An 18,190-nucleotide genomic window follows, 5' to 3' on the forward strand; every position below is an offset into this window, starting at 1 on the left:
GTGATATCGATAGTCACTTATCATATTATTTCAGCTTGAAACAACTCGCTTTTGAAAAATAGTGCCTGCTAGGGTTTCTTTTTCAAACTTTTTTGTCAAAGAACAGTTTCATTTGGCACAGTCTGAACCCTTGTCCGAATGAGTTGCCCGAATCGAAAGCCACCCTCAAACGCCAGGAAGAAAAAAGCGATCGCGCATACAAAAATTAACCACAGATCAATGCTATTAAGTAACCCACCCATGTCTTTTTCGACCATCGTTAACGAATCCGTTGACATGCCTATACAAGTAACAGCCCACAGCGCAATGTCATTAAATTACGTTGTTTTAAAATTTATATTCTAACATCTCTTTAATTCCCAACAGGAATCGTCACAATCGGAGCGCCTTCTTTACCTGCTGTCTCCGTGAGTGTAAAGACAAACAACAGGGAGGAAAATAATCTCTTGGACGGAAAGTCCTTATCATCAATCCAAAACCAGTAACCCCGGTAGGGAACCGAAATGAAGGCATCCAAAGGTCTTTCCTGAGAACTGTGTATCCGAATCAGAGGCGCAGGAGGGGTGCCGGTAACCGGCTGATCCGTCAGCGTTGGATTCACGCGCTTCTCTGCCACATGCCCATCGGGCACCTCGATATAAGAAGCCAGATCAGAAATGATTTCTAAAATCGACCGGGTGAGGATAGCGATCTCTTTGTCACTTGTGGAAAAAGAGCCATAGATTACCCTGAATTCATGTGTGTGGGGGTCGAGACCAAGGACCTCTCGGGTAGCAAGGATATCCGCCTCCATCGCGGGATCCGCCTTCTCGCGGAAAAAAAGCTCAAGAAATGCCTCTTCTTTGTCTGCTTTTTTTATCCGCATCCCCATAACTCCGACATTCTGAACTCTCCTCATCCTCTCAAGCAAAGGATAGAACTCTGGATCTGCCGGGCGCGCCCTCGCCCCTCCTCCGAAACGGTTCTGTATCCCATTAATGGCGTGTATACAGAGCCTGAAAACAAGATCGATGGGAAAACCGCTTTGAACCAGGCTGAGGAGAGAAGGGGGTGGAATGGGATTCATCAGGGTCTGGGCAAATTTTTCTCCTGTCATGGGACTGTATGTTATGGTGGGACGGTCAAAGTATCTTCCAATGCCTCCTATACCGAAGATATTACCTCCACCAAACCCACTTTTGGGGCTACTCCAGGAACTATTCAAACTGATTACGCCATCCAGTGCATACTGACTGATAACAGAGTTCACATCAAGAAAAACAGGGGCATCGGCATAGCGTAGCTTCACCATATTCAGAAGCATCTGGTCCTTCCAGGAATCAGAAATGGCTGTGGTATAATCAAATCGATCCCGGGACAGGGACCGTGGCCCAATGCCCGTGCAACCAGTAAGACCGGTGATCAATATAAGGAACAATGCACAGGGGAATCGACCTGTGCGAATCATGGGAATTCCCCTTTCCCGTTAAATAGAAAATTGTTCATCTCAAAAACTGTATCGAATCCGCTGTGATCCACCGTGCCTTTAATCAAATTACTGTATTTTTCTGTTTGAAATAGCTGATATTCCTTGGGTGTTTTAACAAGCGGTAGGGGATCAAGTGGAGTCTCACCCCTGAGCCCCCTCACAGCTGGGAACTCAGGGGACGGACACAGTGAAGGCGATGGGCGCTCACGACAAAGCCCACTTGAAAAGGACACGAAGCAACAATTATTTATCTATTTTTGTGATTTTTGTGCCCTGCAAGCCGAGTCCTGCCATCAATCCCTTCTGACTGAAAAAAAATGCATAGATCTGTGATTGCAAGGTTGTGGTTGTCGCCGCCCCGGCTGCGCCAATATCCACAACTACAATGCTCGGACCAACGCCAAGCTCCCAGCCGGCACTCTTGTCGAGCCAGGACATCGCAGATTCGCTCATGAAAAACAGCGCGTATCCGTATTTCTGTACACCGGCTTGCAGACCATACGAAAGCTGGACGGTATTATAATATCCGGCAGTATTTCCATCCTTGAGGAGAGCGCCTTCACCGAATTGTCCACCCACAATAAATCCGCCTTTGACAATGCGCGGAAAGACGAGGATGCCCTTCGCCTTTTCCCCCAGCGCTTTCGCTGAAGGAGATTTCAAATACAGTTTCTCAAGGGCGCTCCTGGCATCACGGTCAATTTCTTCCGCGGTTGCAGCTCCGGCGGGATTCACACACATGAATATGCCAGCAGTACATGCAAGCATGAAAAGAATAATTGTCAGATGAACGTATCTCATGGTTATATTCTCCTTTTTGAATGATTACTTATCCATTTTTATGAGTGGTATGCTTGCACCGATTTCATAAACCAGCGCCGCATGGATCTTGTTCTCGATCTGGTAGTAGCGCATCACCTTGGTCTCTGGCAATACTTCGCGGAACTTTGGAAGATAGGCCTTGCGGAGCTTTAGCGCCAGGGCCTCGATCCTCATGTACTCATCAAGCAGCTTCCTGGCAGTATCATTGGTCATATTTTCATAGGCATCCCTATAGTCATTGATCAATTTCACCGTACGCACGCGAAGAAGGAACAGTTCATCCTGATATTGATTATAGACCGGCCAGAAGGCCTTTGCTTCAGTCTCCGTGAGCTGCATGTTCTCTGCAACAAGGAGCTTTTTGTCAGCGCGTACCTTCTCGATGACTATTTGCATGTCGTCCGCCGGTTTGTCCTGCGCGGTTGCAGTGATAGCCCATACCATGATCGCCACGAATCCCACCCCAAAGAGTTTATATTTCCTTTTTGTATTCATTGGTTTCCTCCCTTTGTCATTTCTTTAAATAGAACGTTTCCTGTTCCACCTATACTATTTTTCGTATCGTAACCTCACTGTTCTGCAATACCTAATGGCTTTGCGGCAAGTTTATTTGATCCCGTGTCTGACCCGGCAATAGGAAATTGCCTCTTTCCCTTTCGTTTTACCAGTAGAACAAAAATATCTGAAGAATACAAGTTTTTTCAGTATGCAAGCAAAGATGGTTTTCGTCGCTTATTCGTTCGATAAAACTAAAGCGCGGAACTATGGATAATTTCGCTCATGCAATCCAGGCACGCGCCTGGTCGAGTTGTGAAGGAGTAAAATACTCTATTTTAACCGGGCGGAAAGGTTTCCCGGTAAACGCCAGAGCCAAGTTCCTCCATTTCTCATCTCCAACAACGGCGATTTTTTCAATATCTCTGTCATGCTCTAATTGGAAATTCACATCTTCCCAATCAGCGCCTCGCTCCCATCCGAGGAAATCCTCAAGGAACACCAGTATCCTTATCTTTCCTTCTCTCTTAATAAATTCTGTAGCAGATGCTTGCATCCGATCCAATTCTGCCTTTTTTAATTCACCCGATATCTTGATGCTTATAAGATTACCTGATGAACTGATAACTTCAAATGACATAGATACCACCTTACTCCTTTACATTAGGATTAGGCCGCCTTCGGCAGCTACTTTTCATCTCCCCTCCGATTCATAAAACTTTTGAGAGTACCCCCATCTTTATTAAGGCTTGAAGAATTATCTCTATCCCAAGCGCAACCTGCAGCACCCCGAGCACGCTGCCAAGGATTAGCAGGGTTATAACGCCAATAAACTTTAATATTGTATGAGCAAACAGCATCGTTAGGAGATTCAACATCATTATCACGAACAGTATACAAATAATCCCGATCTGCCGTTCGGCTTCCTGTGCTGCCGCCATGAGTATGATAAGAATTGCAATTCCGTATGGGGTGACAATCATAGGAAAAGAGAGTGGAAAAGCTGCCATAGCGAGCGTTGGGGTGGGTGGTGGTGTTTCATTCCCGGGGGTGTACGAATACACCTGCATGACCATTCGTAAAGCTACCAGGAAAAGAATTATTCCCCCCGCAAGCATCAGGGCGGAAAGTGAAATATGATAGGATTTCATAGCCCTTTGACCCATAAAAGCTGCTACAAGACAGCCAATGGTAGAGATGAGGGCAGACATGAGCGCAAGTTTACGCCGAAACCTTGTATCAGTATCTTTCGTCATCTTTACAAACGGAACCAAAATCTTGATAGGACCCAGCATAAGGAAGAAAAAGGTAAATATCCCCGCAAAACTCAGGAGATAAGGCGTCTGTTGATCACCTAAAACTGTTGCCTGGGACTGATTGACGGAGGTTGTTTGCGCAATTGATGGAAGCATCAAGCTGAGAAAAAGGATACTAACTGCAGCCAGAAAGAACCCAATTCTTTTCATAGAGAATATCTCTCTTTGTTATTCAGAGCAAGCCGATCGTCTTGCATTCTGAACCAATTATGTGCGATTATTTCCATTTTGTTTTAATCCGAAAAATGATATTACCATTTTTTATCATTTTTTACTGAAAAAATCAAAAAAACTTGCAATCTTCTTCATTTTTTGCTTTTATACATTACAACCTCAAAATAAAAAAGCAATTTCCTATCATCCACCCGGCGTGTAATTGGCCCTGCGCTCTAACCCCAATTCCGGGCAGCACATGGCGCGTGAGCGAGCATCCAGGAGTCAGAAAAATGACGAGAGGATATCGAAACGATGAATAACACAATGGACGAGTTGTGCGTGAACACCATCCGCACTCTGTCGATGGATGCCGTGCAACAGGCAAACTCCGGCCACCCGGGAACACCGATGGCGCTGGCTCCGGTGGTCTATTGTCTGTGGCAACGTTTTTTACGCTTCGATCCCGGCCATCCAATCTGGCCCAACCGTGACCGTTTCGCGTTGTCGGCAGGACATGCTTCTATGCTGCTCTATGCCATGCTGCACTTGACCAGCGTGAAAGCGGTCAATCCCGACTATGAAACGCTCGGACATTTATCCGTAACGCTGGAGGATATTAAGCGCTTACGGCGCGCCGAACAAACAGGATACGAGCGCGGCGCATGGGGAACCGTTGGGCAAGGAAGAAATTAAGCTGGCCAAACGCCATTACGGCTGGCCGGAAGATGCTGAGTTCCTCGTCCCCAAAGGGGTGTGTGAGCATTTCCAGGCGGGCATCGGCGCCGCTGAAAGAATTGCAGAAGAAGTTCGGATTTATTCCAGAAAATATCATAGTGGCAGCCAGGGAGCAGATCGCTAAAGCGAGGTAATCAATGCGCATCGTGATAGGTTCAGATCATGCCGGATTCGAGCTGAAGGAGGCGGTGAAAGCCTTTTTGGTCGAGGAGAACCGCGATGTCCTTGATGTGGGTACCTACAGCAAAGATCCCGTGGACTATCCGGACTATGCTGAAGCTATCGGCACAGCCCTGCGCGAACACCGGGCCGAACGCGGCATCCTCCTCTGCGGCAGCGGCGTCGGAGCATCGATGGCCGCGAACAGGATTCCCGGTATTCGCGCCGGCCTCTGCCATGACACCTACTCGGCACACCAGGGCGTGGAGCATGATGGCATGAACGTGCTGGTGCTCGGAGGTCGTGTCGTCGGCATTGAACTCGCCCGCGAGCTGATTCGCGCGTTCTTAAACGCAAGCTTCACCGGTGAGGGACGTCATCTGCGGCGGCTCGCCAAGATGACGGCACTGGAGAACCGGCTGCGCGCGTTGCAGGTCTTCGGCCAGTCGGTTTGGCTCGATTACATACGCCGCAGTTTAATCACCAGTGGTGAGCTGCGCCGACTGATTGACGAAGATGGCCTGCGGGGCGTGATTTCTAATCCAGCGACTTTCGAAAAGGCCATCGCCGGGAGTTCCGATTACAAGGAGATTCTTGAGGCGCCGGAGGCGCGGACGACGGATGCGAAGACGCTCTATGAAAAAATCGCAGTCCGCGATATTCAGGACGCTGCCGATGCGCTGCGCCCCGTGTACGAGGAGACGGTAATGCGTGACGGATACGTTAGTCTCGAAGTCTCGCCGTTGCTCGCACATGACACAGCGGGTACGATGGAAGAAGCCCGGCGGTTATGGCAAGCGGTGAGGCGCGATAATCTGATGATCAAAATTCCGGCTACGCCCCCTGGCATTCCTGCCATCCATCAACTCATCAGCGAAGGCATCAATGTCAATGTAACGTTGCTCTTCGCACACGATATTTACGAGCAGGTGGCGGAAGCATATATTGCGGGGTTGGAGAAATTTGCCGCCAGCGGCGGCGACCTGAAGCGGGTGGCCAGCGTTGCCAGTTTCTTTATCAGCAGAATCGATAGCGCGATCGACGGGCTTATTACGGTACGGTTGCAGGGAACAACAAATGCGAGAGAGGAAAAACTTCTGCGCGGCCTTACTGGTAAGGTGGCGATCGCCAGCGCCAAGCTCACCTACCTGCGTTATCAGGAACTCTTCAGCGGACAGCGATGGCAGACACTGGCAGGACAGGGTGCTCAAACGCAACGCTTGCTATGGGCCAGCACGGGTACGAAGAATCCCCGCTACCGCGACGTTGTCTACATAGAGGAACTCATTGGGCCCGATACCGTTAATGCGATTCCTCCCACGACCTTCGAGGCGTTTCGTGACCACGGGCGGCCACGCTCAAGCCTCATGGAAGATATCGAGTCCTCTTACGACACCATGACCGCGCTCGCCGAAGCCGGGATTTCAATGAAAGACGTGACCGATACATTGCTTGACGAGGGCGTACGGCTTTTCTCCGGCGCCTTCGGAAAGCTGCTGAAGGCAGTGGAGAAGCAAAGCAAGGAAGCGGGGGCTGGAATAATCAACTTGCCGACTTACCATCTACCCGAGCCCCTGACCGGTGCGGTGCAAGATTCATTGGCAGAGTGGCGTGCGCAGGGCAAGGTCAGAAGGCTGTGGGGCCGGGATGCGTCGCTGTGGACCGGCAAGGATGAGGCGCAATGGCTTGGCTGGCTCGGCATTGCAAACGATCAGTTGGCCCATATCCAGCGTTTAACCCATATTACCGAAATGGCAAAGAGCGCGGGTTTCTCGCATGTCCTGTTGCTGGGTATGGGAGGGGCGAGTCTCACTCCCGAAGTGATAAAGATGACCTTTGGCACGATCCGCGGTTTTCCGGAACTTTATGTTCTCGATTCCACTGAGCCGGCCCAGGTGAAGGCTTTTGAGAACAAAGTCGATCTGAAACACACGCTCTTCATCGTATCGAGCAAATCGGGCTCGACGCTTGAGCCCAACATTTTAAAACAGTATTTCTTTGACCGTGTCGCGCAGATCGTTGGCCTGAAAGAGGCCGGCAGTCGTTTCATCGCCATCACCGATCCCGGTACAAAGATCCAGCAGATTGCTGAAATCGATGGCTTTCGGCATGTCTTTTTCGGCTGGGCGAATATCGGCGGGCGCTACTCGGCGCTCTCTGATTTCGGGCTGGTCCCCGCAGCTATCATGGGTGTGGATGTTGAGAAGTTTTTGGATCGGGCTGAAAAGATGGTCTATGCCTGCATGCCATCGGTTCCGGTTGAAGAAAACCCTGGTGTCATGCTCGGTACCATCCTCGGAATAGCTGCGAATCAATTCGGTCACAATAAGGTGACGATCATTACTTCGCCGGGCATTTACGGTCTTGGTGCCTGGATCGAGCAGATGATCGCCGCATCAACAGGCAAAGAGGGCAAGGGGTTGATTCCCATCGATCGCGAAGCGCTCGGCAAGCCTGAGGTGTATGCTCGTGACCGCATATTTGTCTATCTGAGATTACGTTCGGCTCCGGACACCGCTCAGGACAAATCCATGGAATGGCTTGAACAAGCCAGTTACCCGGTCGTGCGTATTGAGGTAAACGATCCTTACGATCTGGGTGAGGAATTTTTCCGCTGGGAAATCGCAGCAGCAACGGCCGGTTCCATCCTTGGCATTAACCCGTTTAATCAGCCGGATGTAGAAGCGAGCAAGACCTCGACGCGGAAGCTGACCGCCGAGTATGAAAGAAACGGGACGTTGCCCAAAGAGATTCCGATTTTCACCGCAGAGAGGGTTCAGCTATTCACGGATGAGAAAAATGCGGGCGCATTAACGAAGATGGTAAGCGATCACCCGACGCTGGCGGGATATCTCAAGGCACACCTGAACCGTCTCAGCACCGGTGACTATTTTGCGCTTCTCGCCTATATAGAGATGAACGAGGCGCACGAGCGGGTATTACAGACAATACGACATGGCGTTCGCGATACCAGGCGCGTAGCTACGTGTCTGCAATTCGGACCGCGCTTCCTCCACTCAACAGGACAGGTTTACAAGGGCGGGCCAAACACGGGCGTATTCCTGCAGATCACATGCAATGACGCTGTCGATCTTCCCGTGCCGGGACAAAAGTACACCTTTGGTGTGGTCAAGGCGGCCCAGGCCCGAGGTGATTTTCAGGTCCTGCTGGAGCGGGGCCGCCGCGCCTTACGCGTTCATCTTGAAGAAGATGTCGGTGCCGGACTTGCTACGCTGCAAAAAGCCATTACTGAGGCGCTCGTGTTGTAGCGCGGAAGAGGCGGCGAAGGAAAGACCGGGGGCAATACCAACAAGTATAGCGTTTCAGTAAATTTATACGCAAAAATTGTCATTGCGCGGAGTGGAGCGACGAAGCAATCTCCTGTTCCCGAAAGACTTAAGATTGCTTCGCTGTCGCTCGCAATGACACGTACATAATATACTTATTTGCTACTTTTATCGTAACGAGGAGGTAATAGTTGCCGAACACACCCAGGGTGTGCTCAGCTCGGCTTTATTTAAGGAGCAGAACGATGAACACGAATGATTCGATGATGCAAAAACCGGATGTAGTCAGTCTGGCCGACGAGGAAGGAGTGAAGCAAGTTATCGTGAACTCAGTCCTCGGCCTTTGGGACGTGGTCAACAATCTTACACGGCTCAGGCCGTCCCGGCGCGACTGTTACCGCGTGACCATCTTCGGCTCAGCGCGGGCGAAGGCGGGAACGTTCGGTTACGAAGAGACCAAGCGGGCGGCCGCCGCTCTGGCCGAGATGGGCTGCGATATCATCACCGGCGGCGGCCCAGGGTTGATGCAGGCCGCTAACGAAGGAGCTGCTACCTCTCCGGAACGTGCCCGGTCCGTTGGAATCCGGGTTGATTTACCCTTTGAACAGGAGGTCAATGCGTTTGTTACCCAGGCGTTCGAGCATCGGACCTTTTTTACGCGCCTGCACCAGTTCGTGCTTGCCTCCGACGCTTTCATCGTTGCGCCCGGAGGAATCGGTACGGTACTGGAAACGATGATGATTTGGCAGTTGCTGCAGGTACGTCACCTTGAGAACACGCCCCTGATTCTCGTGGGAAAAATGTGGCCGGGACTTATCGGGTGGGCACGCAGCTCCATGCTCTCTGTCGACCCACCTTTGGCTAACGCCGGGGACATAACGATACCGCACTGCGTGGCAAATGCCGATGAAGCGATTGCACTCATCCGGGAGCATCGTCAGATTTGGCTGTCTGGACACCATGGGTGATAAGAAATCTACGCCTAACCTGCGAAGGATAACCTTGTGGCAAACGCTGCTCCCGCCGATGCCTTCATTTTTTTCGGCGCCAATGAAACCCTTCTTTATTTCCTTAGTCAGAACGAGTAGGAAGAGTATTTTTTGATAGGAGATGCTGAAATAAATTCAGCATGACATTTTGCGTTTTGTCATTCCGAACTTGTTTCGGAATCTCCTGTATTATAACTTGCAATCTTTTTCGTTTTTTGGTTTTAATGAACAGTAACCTTAAAGTGAAAAGTCAATATCCTATCATCAGGACGGATTGGTCGCGCGTTTGATCCATGTGTTTGTGAAAACCACGTCCGATCAAGTTCTCGAACTCGGCAAGATTGCCGCGATTACCGAAACAGACAAGCAGGCATAGTCATGATCAAAGCCAAACCAGAAATAATCCGGCGCCTGAAATCCGACATCCCGTTGTTTGCCGGATTTACGGAGGAACTGTTGGACAAACTCGTGAACAGCTCGCGTGTCGTGTCATTCGAGCCGAACGAGGCCATCGTGCATTACGGCGCGGAGGCTACTCACTTCGGCGTGATTTTGGCCGGTACGGTAACGGCATCGGTAATTGCCGACGGTGGCACGCGGCTGGAGTTAGGACGGCTCGAAGCGGGCAGCACATTTGGAGAACTGGCGTTGATGACGGGCGAGAAGACGCTGGCCGAACTCATCGCCGAGACGCGGTGCGAGGTGCTGTTCATCCCGGTCTCGGTGTTTCAATCGATCATCGTTGCCGAACCGCAGGCCGTGCAGCACATTTCACGGACAATTTCCGAACGGTTCAAGACGCTGATGGCCGACCCGGCGAAAGCCGCCGCGGCGCTTCGGCAAGGCGACGATCCCTACGGTTTCAAGCTCAGGGGAGAACGGCCGGAACACATTCTCGTAATTAACTGCGGTTCGTCGTCGCTGAAATACACTTACTACGACACCGAAGACGCCCGGCACGTGCGTGGCCAGGTCGAGCGAATCGGGCTGGACGGCACGCGCCATGTTCATCGCGGTTCAAAGGGTGAAGTAACGCGCGGGTTGCCCAGATCCGGATTTGCCGAGGCAATGGCGGCGATGGTGGAGGCATTGCGGGACGAACCTGAAGTTAGCGTTGTCGCGCATCGTGTGGTGCATGGCGGAGAGCGCTTCACTGAAGCGACGCTTATCACGGACGACGTGCTTGCGCGGCTCGATGCGCTGAGTCCGCTCGCACCGTTGCACAATCCTGTCAATATCGCCGGCATCCGAGAGATGCGCCGACTGTTGCCGGCTGTGCCGCACGTAGCGGTGTTCGACACCGCATTTCATCATACGTTGCCGTCATATGCGTATCTGTACGGACTGCCGTACGAGTACTACGAGAAGCAGGGCGTGCGCCGGTACGGTTTTCATGGCATGTCGCACTCGTACGTCTGCCTCCGTGCGGCGCAGTTCATGGGGCGGAGACCAAACGAACTCGAAATCGTAAGCTGTCATCTCGGCAATGGTTCTTCATTGTGTGCCGTGGACCATGGACGCTCGGTGGATACCACGATGGGGTTTACGCCAGTTGAGGGGCTGATTATGGGGACGCGCTGCGGGGATGTGGATGCGGGTGTGATCACCTTTCTCGAACGGACAGCGGGCCTGACCGTCCAGCAGATTGATGAACTGATCAACAAAAAGAGCGGCCTGCTCGGTCTGTCCGGCATTTCCAGCGACATGCGTGAAATCCTCAAGGCATCCGAGGCAGGCGAACCGCGCGCGTTGGTGGCGCTGAAGACTTACTGCTATCGCGTCCGCAAATATATTGGTGCATACGTCGCCGCCATGGGCGGATTGGATGCCGTAGTTTTTACCGGAGGCGTCGGACAAGGCAGTGCCATGGTGCGTGCGCTTGCCTTGCAGGGGTTGGATTGCATGGGCATCCGTCTCGATGAACAACTCAACCGCGACGCACGCGGGTTCGATGAAGTATGCCGCATCTCAACGGACGACTCGAAGGTGACGGTGCTGGTCGTACCGACCGACGAAGAACGGATGATGGCACGCGAGGCGTTGCGGGCGTTAAGCCGGTCACACGTCACGGGCGTGCTCAAAGCGAGGCGGCAAGAACCAATCATGATCGAGGTGCTAGCCCATCACATTCACCTTACCCAGGAACACGTCGAGGCGTTGTTCGGCAAGGGACATCAGCTCACACCGCACACAGACCTTTCGCAGCCCGGTCAGTTCGCCTGCAAAGAGCATGTCACCCTCGTCGGGCCAAAAGGCCGCATCGAACGGGTCCGCGTATTCGGCCCCGTTCGCAAGTTTACGCAGGTCGAAATCGCGATGACCGAACAATTCAAACTCGGCGTGCATCCACCGATTCGCGAGAGCGGCGACATCAAGGACACGCCTGGCTGCACGCTTGAAGGCACGGCCGGCAGTGTGAAACTGGAGCGAGGCGTCATCTGCGCCTGGCGACATATACACATGACACCCGATGATGCGCTCCGCTATGGCGTACGCGACAAGTCGGTCGTGTGCGTGCGCATGGCCGGCGACCGTGAGTTGGAGTTCGGCGACGTGTTGGTTCGGGTTTCGCCGGGTTACCGGCTTGCGATGCACATTGACACCGACGAAGCCAACGCCACCAACATCCAGACCGGAGCGCAGGGATTCATCGCGGAAATTCAGAGCCAATGAAGAAAGGATACGTCATGAAAGCGCAAATCCGTGAGACATCCCTGTCAGGGTTTAAAACCCTGACAGGGTTAATCGTTTTAGGAATATCCTAAACCTCAAGTTAGTCGTTAGATGTATTTCTCCATAGTACGACCACAGAGTGCGGTGCGGCCCGATAGGGATGATCTGGAATCAGCGGTGATGTTTGCCATTCGGAGATATCATTTGGGGAATCGAGGGCAGTGTCGATCCATCGATGCCAGGGGTATTTTCCCCCGTTCTCTGCCGGCGGCAGTTCAAAGTCGAGCGGCTCCCAGTATGCATTCAAGATCATGTGGAGGAGCATCCTTTGTGTTTTTATCTCCGCAGTGAATGCTATGCTGTGCGAATGATGCCCCCAGTCCGGCTGACCAAGTTTTGTCCCGTGCCATAATTTATTGGCGTCACGAAGCAACTGGTTCAGGGTTACGCGCCGGTATTCGTGCTCCACCTCCCTCAGTCTCCTCCGTGCACTAAGCAATTTCACAAACCGGTGCAGACCGGCATGCTTTGTGATCAGAGTCCAGTCGAACCAACTGATCTCGTTGTCTAAGCAATAGGCGTTATTATTGCCATTCTGGGTACGCCGTACTTCGTCGCCCATCAGAATCATGGGTACACCAAGCGACAGCATCGTGACAGTCAAAAAGTTTTTTATCTGGCGGTTTCGCAGTTTTTCCACCGCCGGATCATCCGCCGGTCCCTCGACGCCACAGTTCCAGCTCAGATTGTCATTCGTGCCGTCACGATTGTCTTCCCCGTTGGCTTCGTTGTGTTTGTTGTTATAGGAAACGAGGTCATTGAGCGTAAAACCATCGTGACAGGTCACAAAGTTGACACTTTGTTCCGCCTCGCGGTTCTCATGACCATATATTTGTGGACTCCCCATCAGCCGGTCGGCAAAGTGCTTTATGGAACCATCCTGGCCGAGAAAGAAGCTGCGAACATCATCGCGAAATCGTCCATTCCACTCTTTCCAGCTATCTCCAACAAAAGTGCCCACCTGATACAGGCCGGCAGCATCCCATGCCTCGGCGATGATCTTTGTGCCTGCAAGAACCGGATCCGACTCAATATCCCAGAGCACCGGCGGGTTTGGCATCAGGTGTCCTGATATGTCGCGTGCGAGGATCGATGCGAGGTCAAAGCGGAAGCCGTCTACGTGCATCTCTTCGACCCAATAGCGGAGACTATCCATAATCATGCGGCGCACGATAGGATGGTTGGCGTTGAGTGTGTTTCCCGTGCCGCTGTAATTGGCGTAACGAGAACAATCTTGTTCGAGGATGTAGTATATGCTGTTGTCCAATCCACGGAAACTCAGCGTTGGCCCGGACTGGTCGCCTTCGGCGGTATGATTGAACACGACATCGAGAATGACCTCAATGTCTGCCCGGTGCAGCGCCTTGACCATATCGCGAAATTCGTCCACGGGGCCGAGCGGATCCTGCCGCGAACTGTATGCCTGATGCGGGGCAAAGAAAGATATCGGTGCATAGCCCCAGTAGTTGACAAGTCCCGGCGGGCAATCCTGTGCATCGAACTGGAAAACCGGCAGCAATTCGACCGCGGTAACACCGAGCTCCTGAAGATACGGAATCTTCTCAATCAACCCGGCGTAAGTGCCGCGTGCCTTTTCGGAGACGCCTGAACTGGGGTGTCGGGTAAAACCTCGTACGTGCATCTCATAAATAATCGTGCGCGATGACGGCCTTTTAATCGGCGTGTCGCCTTCCCAATTATACTTACGAGTATCGACCACTAAGCTTTTCATCGCCACAGCGGCGTTATTGCCCTCTCGGCTGGCAGCGCTACGACTGTAATTCCTGGGAACAACTACACCGCGGCCATAGGGATCGAGAAGAACTTTGGATGGATCGAATCTCATCCCCTTGTCGGGTTCATACGGTCCGCGTACCCGATAACCGTAAAGTTGTCCGTCCCGTACGCCTGGTACAAAGACATGCCAGTAATGATAGGTTCGCCCGGCCCAGGGATCAATTTGAATAATGCGTGCCGGCATGTCGTTGTCCTCGTGGTCAAAGAACAACAGATCTACACCTGTGGCGTTACGGGAAAAAACGCTGAAGTTAACGCCGTCTTCGTAAACGGTTGCGCCGAGTGGCGAGCTTCGACCCTTTGTGTCAACATGAGTCATGTGTTCTCCTTTCTCCGGTATGCCATGGCTCTTAGGTACCATATTTCCTTCGAAAGTATAAGGAAAAGCCTTATAGTGACATTTTTTTATTATACAATTTTCAATAGTGATTGCAAACCCTCTTTGACACATTATTTCTGCGAGAATATATTCTTATGTACTGTTATTTTTTGCTTGACAAAAATTATTTATTAATGTTACTAATATTATTAATCGAAATTGCCTAAATAGACACACAAAATTCAAAATATCCCGATAAAGGCAGACCCTGAGCAATCAGGGCGCGCAAAGTAAAGGGTCTTGCTAAGCCGTTGAAACTGTTCCAACGGCTTAAGCGCTTTTTTCCAAAAGACAGCCTTACTGCCGAAGATATTTAAAGTAAATATCTTTGCAGTAAGGCTTTTTTGTTTATTAACCCTGACAGGGTTTTAAACCCTGTCAGGGTTAAGTTGACTTACGAATTCGTGCTTCACCTACCTATCAGGCAGACAGGGATTTTGTCTTTTCAGAGTCGTGGAGCCGTTTTGAGATAAAGGAGAATGAAATCATGAGTGAAGAGCTTCCTATCGTTTATCTCGCCAGACATGGTGAAACGGCTTGGAGCCTGACAGGGCAGTATACGGGTCTTACTGATTTGCCGCTGACTGAGCGCGGCGAGCGAAATGCGCGCCGGCTTGGGGAACGTCTGAAAGGTATAACTTTTGCCAGGGTGTTTACCAGTCCGCTGCAGCGGGCTGTGCGGACATGTGAACTGGCCGGATTTGGGGCTGTGGCTGAGGTTGATCAGGACCTTGTCGAATGGAACTATGGCGAATATGAAGGTCACCTCTCCAGCGAGATACATGCCCAACACCCGGATTGGCAGCTCTTCCGTGACGGCTGTCCCGGAGGAGAATCACCAGGTCAGGTTACAGCGCGGGCCGATCGGGTAATAGGCAGAGTGCGCAAGGTTAATGGGAATGTGCTGGTTTTTTCGAGCGGGCATTTTATCAGAGTCCTTACGGTCCGATGGCTCGGACTTGAGCCATCGGTTTCCTGTGCGTATTTCCTGCTAAGCACCGCGAGCCTGAGCGCACTGGGTTATAAACATGATCTTTCACATCCGGTGGTACGGCTGTGGAATGATGATCATCACGTCGGTACGTAATATATCCGGTTGCGGGTGTCCAGTGGTAAAAAAAGGTAACTTCAGAAAGGATATTGAGATGAGTACAAAAAGTACGGCAGCGTCCACAAAGGTGTCGGCGGGGCAGATTGCCAAATCGGAACTCCTCAAACAATATGGGTGCGGGCCGGTTCAATTTTCAGGTACTGACAATGCGTTCTATGAGCGGCACCTTATCTTTGATAACATTATAGACCTGAAGACTTCCGGCGCACGGGAACAATTTGAAGCCTTTGCCCGTTCGGTGCGTGATATTCTTTCGCAACGATGGATACGCACGGAGGATACGTATCATCGTGTGAATCCGAAGCGCATCTATTATCTTTCCATGGAATTTCTCATTGGCCGTTCTCTGGCCAACAATGTTACGAATCTCCTGCTCGATAATCTTGCCAAACAAGCCGTCGAGCAGAAGCATATTGATTTGCCCGGCTTACTCGAACAGGAACCTGATGCAGGACTGGGGAATGGAGGTCTTGGACGCCTGGCGGCGTGTTTCCTCGATTCTATGGCCACGATGCAGTTGCCGGCCATGGGCTACGGCCTTCGTTATGAGTACGGCATTTTCAAGCAGTCCATCAGGGATGGCTGGCAGTACGAACAGCCGGACAACTGGCTTCGCCGGCCCGACCCATGGGAAGTCGCCCGGCCGCAGGATATGGTTGAGGTCAGGCTGAACTGCTCGTTTGAGATACGTGGCGGTTCGCTGCGTGCGATTGCCGGTCAGCCTTCCAGGCTGCTCGGTATCCCGTTTGACCGCCCCGTAGTAGGATATGGCGGCAAGACGATCAATACGCTACGGCTCTGGGCTGCTGCTGCCCCGGATTATTTTGATTTTCAGCGATTTAGCAGCGGCGACTTTGTCGGCGCCCTGGCTGAGACGCTGACGGCCGAATCGCTCACACGGGTACTTTATCCCGACGACACCACCAGTATGGGACAGGGGTTGCGTTTTATACAGGAGTATTTTCTTGTTGCCTGCTCGCTGGCTGATCTTGTGCGTCGATTCCAGCGCAGCAATGCCGATTGGAATACGCTTCCCGAGAAAGTTGCCATACAGCTTAACGATACGCATCCCTCGATGGCGGTACCTGAACTGATGCGGATTCTGCTTGATGAGGTGCATCTCGGATGGGACCAGGCGTGGAATATCACCCAAAAGACCCTGGCGTATACGAACCACACGCTGTTGCCGGAAGCCCTTGAAAAATGGCCGCTTGTGTGGTTTGAAATGTTGTTTCCTCGCCTGCTGGAAATCATTCTTGAAATAAATCGCCGCCTGCTCGATAACGTTCGTGCTCAATTTGCCGGCGATGAGGAACGTATTGCCCGTATGAGTATTGTTGAGGAAGGCAGCGTGCGCAAAATTCGCATGGCCAATCTGGCCATAGTCGGCTCGCATAGCACCAACGGTGTGGCCGCGATTCACTCCAGGCTCTTGCGCACGATGACGGTTAAGGATTTTGCCGAAATGTTTCCAGAGCGTTTCAATAACAAAACGAACGGCGTTACGCCGCGGCGGTGGCTACTGCTGGCTAATCCGATACTGGCCAATACGATTACCAGGGCTATCGGCAATGGCTGGATCACTAACCTTGATCAACTGGTCAAACTAAGACCGCTTGCCGATGACAAGGGTTTTTGCGATGCCTTCCTCAAGGCCAAACGTGCGGCCAAGGCGCAGTTTGCCGACTGGCTCAAATCGACCAGCGGTCAGACGGTGGATCCGGACAGCATCTTTGATTGCCAGGTCAAGCGTATCCACGAATACAAACGGCAATTGCTCAATGCGCTGCGCATCGTGGTACTTTACAACAGGCTGCGCGCAAATCCTGGATTGGACATGGAACCGCGAACGTTTTTCTTCGCTGGCAAAGCGGCGCCTGCCTACCGCCTGGCAAAGGTCATTATCAAGTTCATTAACAACCTTGCCAGTACCATCGATGGCGACCCTGCGATGCGCGGACGACTTAAAGTCCTGTTCCTGCCGGAATATTGCGTTTCACTTGCGGAGCGACTCATACCTGCCAGTGATGTTTCTAACCAAATCTCAACGGCAGGCTATGAAGCCAGCGGCACGAGCAACATGAAGTTTATGATGAACGGTGCGCTGACAATCGGTACTCGCGACGGCGCGACTATTGAAATGGCAGAGGAGGCGGGCGAGGAAAACTTTTTCCTGTTTGGTCTGACTGCTCAGCAGGTAGCTGACAGCCGCGGCTGGTACAATCCACACTGGCACTATGATAACGATGCAGAAACACGAGCTGCTTTGGATTTGATTTTTTCTGACCATTTCAGCCGATATGAGCCGGGCGTTTTTGCGCCGCTGCGCGATACCCTTTTGACCCGGGGTGACTATTATATGCATTTGGCGGACCTCAGGTCCTATCTTGAGGCGGATCAGCGGCTGTGTGATTTGTATGCCGACCGTCATGGATGGGCGCGCAAGGCCATTCTGAATGTGGCTGGTTCAGGAAAATTTTCCAGTGACCGCACGATTGCTGACTATGCCAGTGATATCTGGCAGGTGAAGCCGTGTCCGGTGCTGTGTCCGGTACTATAGATCAAAGACAGGATAAGGATGGAATAACCTGGCACGGTTTTGCCGCAACCAAAACACATGGTTAAAGTAACAACCCCCTAAGTCCCCCTTTACTAAGGGGGATTTCGGAGTTCCCCTTAAACTTCGTCGTGAGCACTCAGTCGAACGAAAAGGGAGTAAAGGTGGTTGTAAAAAAATTACTTA

The 18,190-nt window shown here is 51.8% G+C and carries 11 protein-coding genes, 1 pseudogene and 1 riboswitch; of the genes and pseudogenes, 6 read left to right on the plus strand and 6 right to left on the minus strand.

The window, feature by feature from the left end; all coding sequences use genetic code 11:
• Window positions 1-352: 352 nt before the first annotated feature.
• The 5 genes from E3K36_01795 to E3K36_01815 form a co-directional block, all read right to left on the minus strand.
• A complete protein-coding gene (locus E3K36_01795) occupies window positions 353-1,447 on the minus strand; it encodes a hypothetical protein (protein MCF6153986.1) in 1,095 nt (364 codons plus the stop codon).
• A gap of 264 nt (window positions 1,448-1,711) precedes the next feature.
• Window positions 1,712-2,269: a twin-arginine translocation pathway signal protein gene (locus tag E3K36_01800; protein MCF6153987.1), complete on the minus strand. Its 558-nt coding sequence runs from the start codon at window positions 2,267-2,269 to the stop codon at window positions 1,712-1,714.
• Window positions 2,270-2,293: 24 nt separating this feature from the next.
• A complete protein-coding gene (locus E3K36_01805; protein ID MCF6153988.1) occupies window positions 2,294-2,785 on the minus strand; it encodes a hypothetical protein in 492 nt (163 codons plus the stop codon).
• A gap of 283 nt (window positions 2,786-3,068) precedes the next feature.
• Window positions 3,069-3,425, minus strand: coding sequence for an STAS/SEC14 domain-containing protein (locus tag E3K36_01810; protein MCF6153989.1), 357 nt, complete (start codon window positions 3,423-3,425; stop codon window positions 3,069-3,071).
• Window positions 3,426-3,495: 70 nt separating this feature from the next.
• A complete protein-coding gene (locus E3K36_01815; GenBank protein MCF6153990.1) occupies window positions 3,496-4,251 on the minus strand; it encodes a MarC family protein in 756 nt (251 codons plus the stop codon).
• A 369-nt stretch (window positions 4,252-4,620) separates the two neighbouring features.
• On the opposite strand from E3K36_01815, the pseudogene E3K36_01820 reads away from it, so the two are divergent.
• From E3K36_01820 to E3K36_01835, 4 genes and pseudogenes are all read left to right on the plus strand, one after another.
• Window positions 4,621-5,038, plus strand: a pseudogene (locus tag E3K36_01820) (hypothetical protein).
• Between the two features lie 91 nt (window positions 5,039-5,129).
• Window positions 5,130-8,420 (plus strand): bifunctional transaldolase/phosoglucose isomerase, encoded by a 3,291-nt coding sequence (locus E3K36_01825; protein MCF6153991.1) that lies wholly within the window; start codon window positions 5,130-5,132, stop codon window positions 8,418-8,420.
• Between the two features lie 263 nt (window positions 8,421-8,683).
• Window positions 8,684-9,406, plus strand: a complete 723-nt coding sequence (locus E3K36_01830; GenBank protein MCF6153992.1) for an LOG family protein — start codon at window positions 8,684-8,686, stop codon at window positions 9,404-9,406.
• Window positions 9,407-9,805: 399 nt separating this feature from the next.
• Window positions 9,806-12,100, plus strand: a complete 2,295-nt coding sequence (locus E3K36_01835) for an acetate/propionate family kinase (GenBank protein ID MCF6153993.1) — start codon at window positions 9,806-9,808, stop codon at window positions 12,098-12,100.
• 100 nt (window positions 12,101-12,200) lie between these two features.
• On the opposite strand, the gene glgX is transcribed toward E3K36_01835, so the two are convergent.
• Window positions 12,201-14,276, minus strand: a complete 2,076-nt coding sequence (glgX, locus tag E3K36_01840; GenBank protein MCF6153994.1) for a glycogen debranching protein GlgX — start codon at window positions 14,274-14,276, stop codon at window positions 12,201-12,203.
• Window positions 14,277-14,526: 250 nt separating this feature from the next.
• Window positions 14,527-14,644: riboswitch (cyclic di-GMP riboswitch) on the plus strand.
• Window positions 14,645-14,823: 179 nt separating this feature from the next.
• Here glgX and E3K36_01845 point away from each other — a divergent pair.
• On the plus strand, window positions 14,824-15,423 hold the full coding sequence (locus E3K36_01845) for a histidine phosphatase family protein (GenBank protein MCF6153995.1): 600 nt from the start codon (window positions 14,824-14,826) through the stop codon (window positions 15,421-15,423).
• A gap of 58 nt (window positions 15,424-15,481) precedes the next feature.
• Window positions 15,482-18,007, plus strand: a complete 2,526-nt coding sequence (locus tag E3K36_01850) for a glycogen/starch/alpha-glucan phosphorylase (GenBank protein ID MCF6153996.1) — start codon at window positions 15,482-15,484, stop codon at window positions 18,005-18,007.
• Window positions 18,008-18,190: the final 183 nt, after the last annotated feature.

Origin of the sequence: Candidatus Brocadia sp., from assembly GCA_021646415.1 — a bacterium.
In the GTDB taxonomy this organism is placed as follows: Bacteria; Planctomycetota; Brocadiia; order Brocadiales; family Brocadiaceae; genus Brocadia.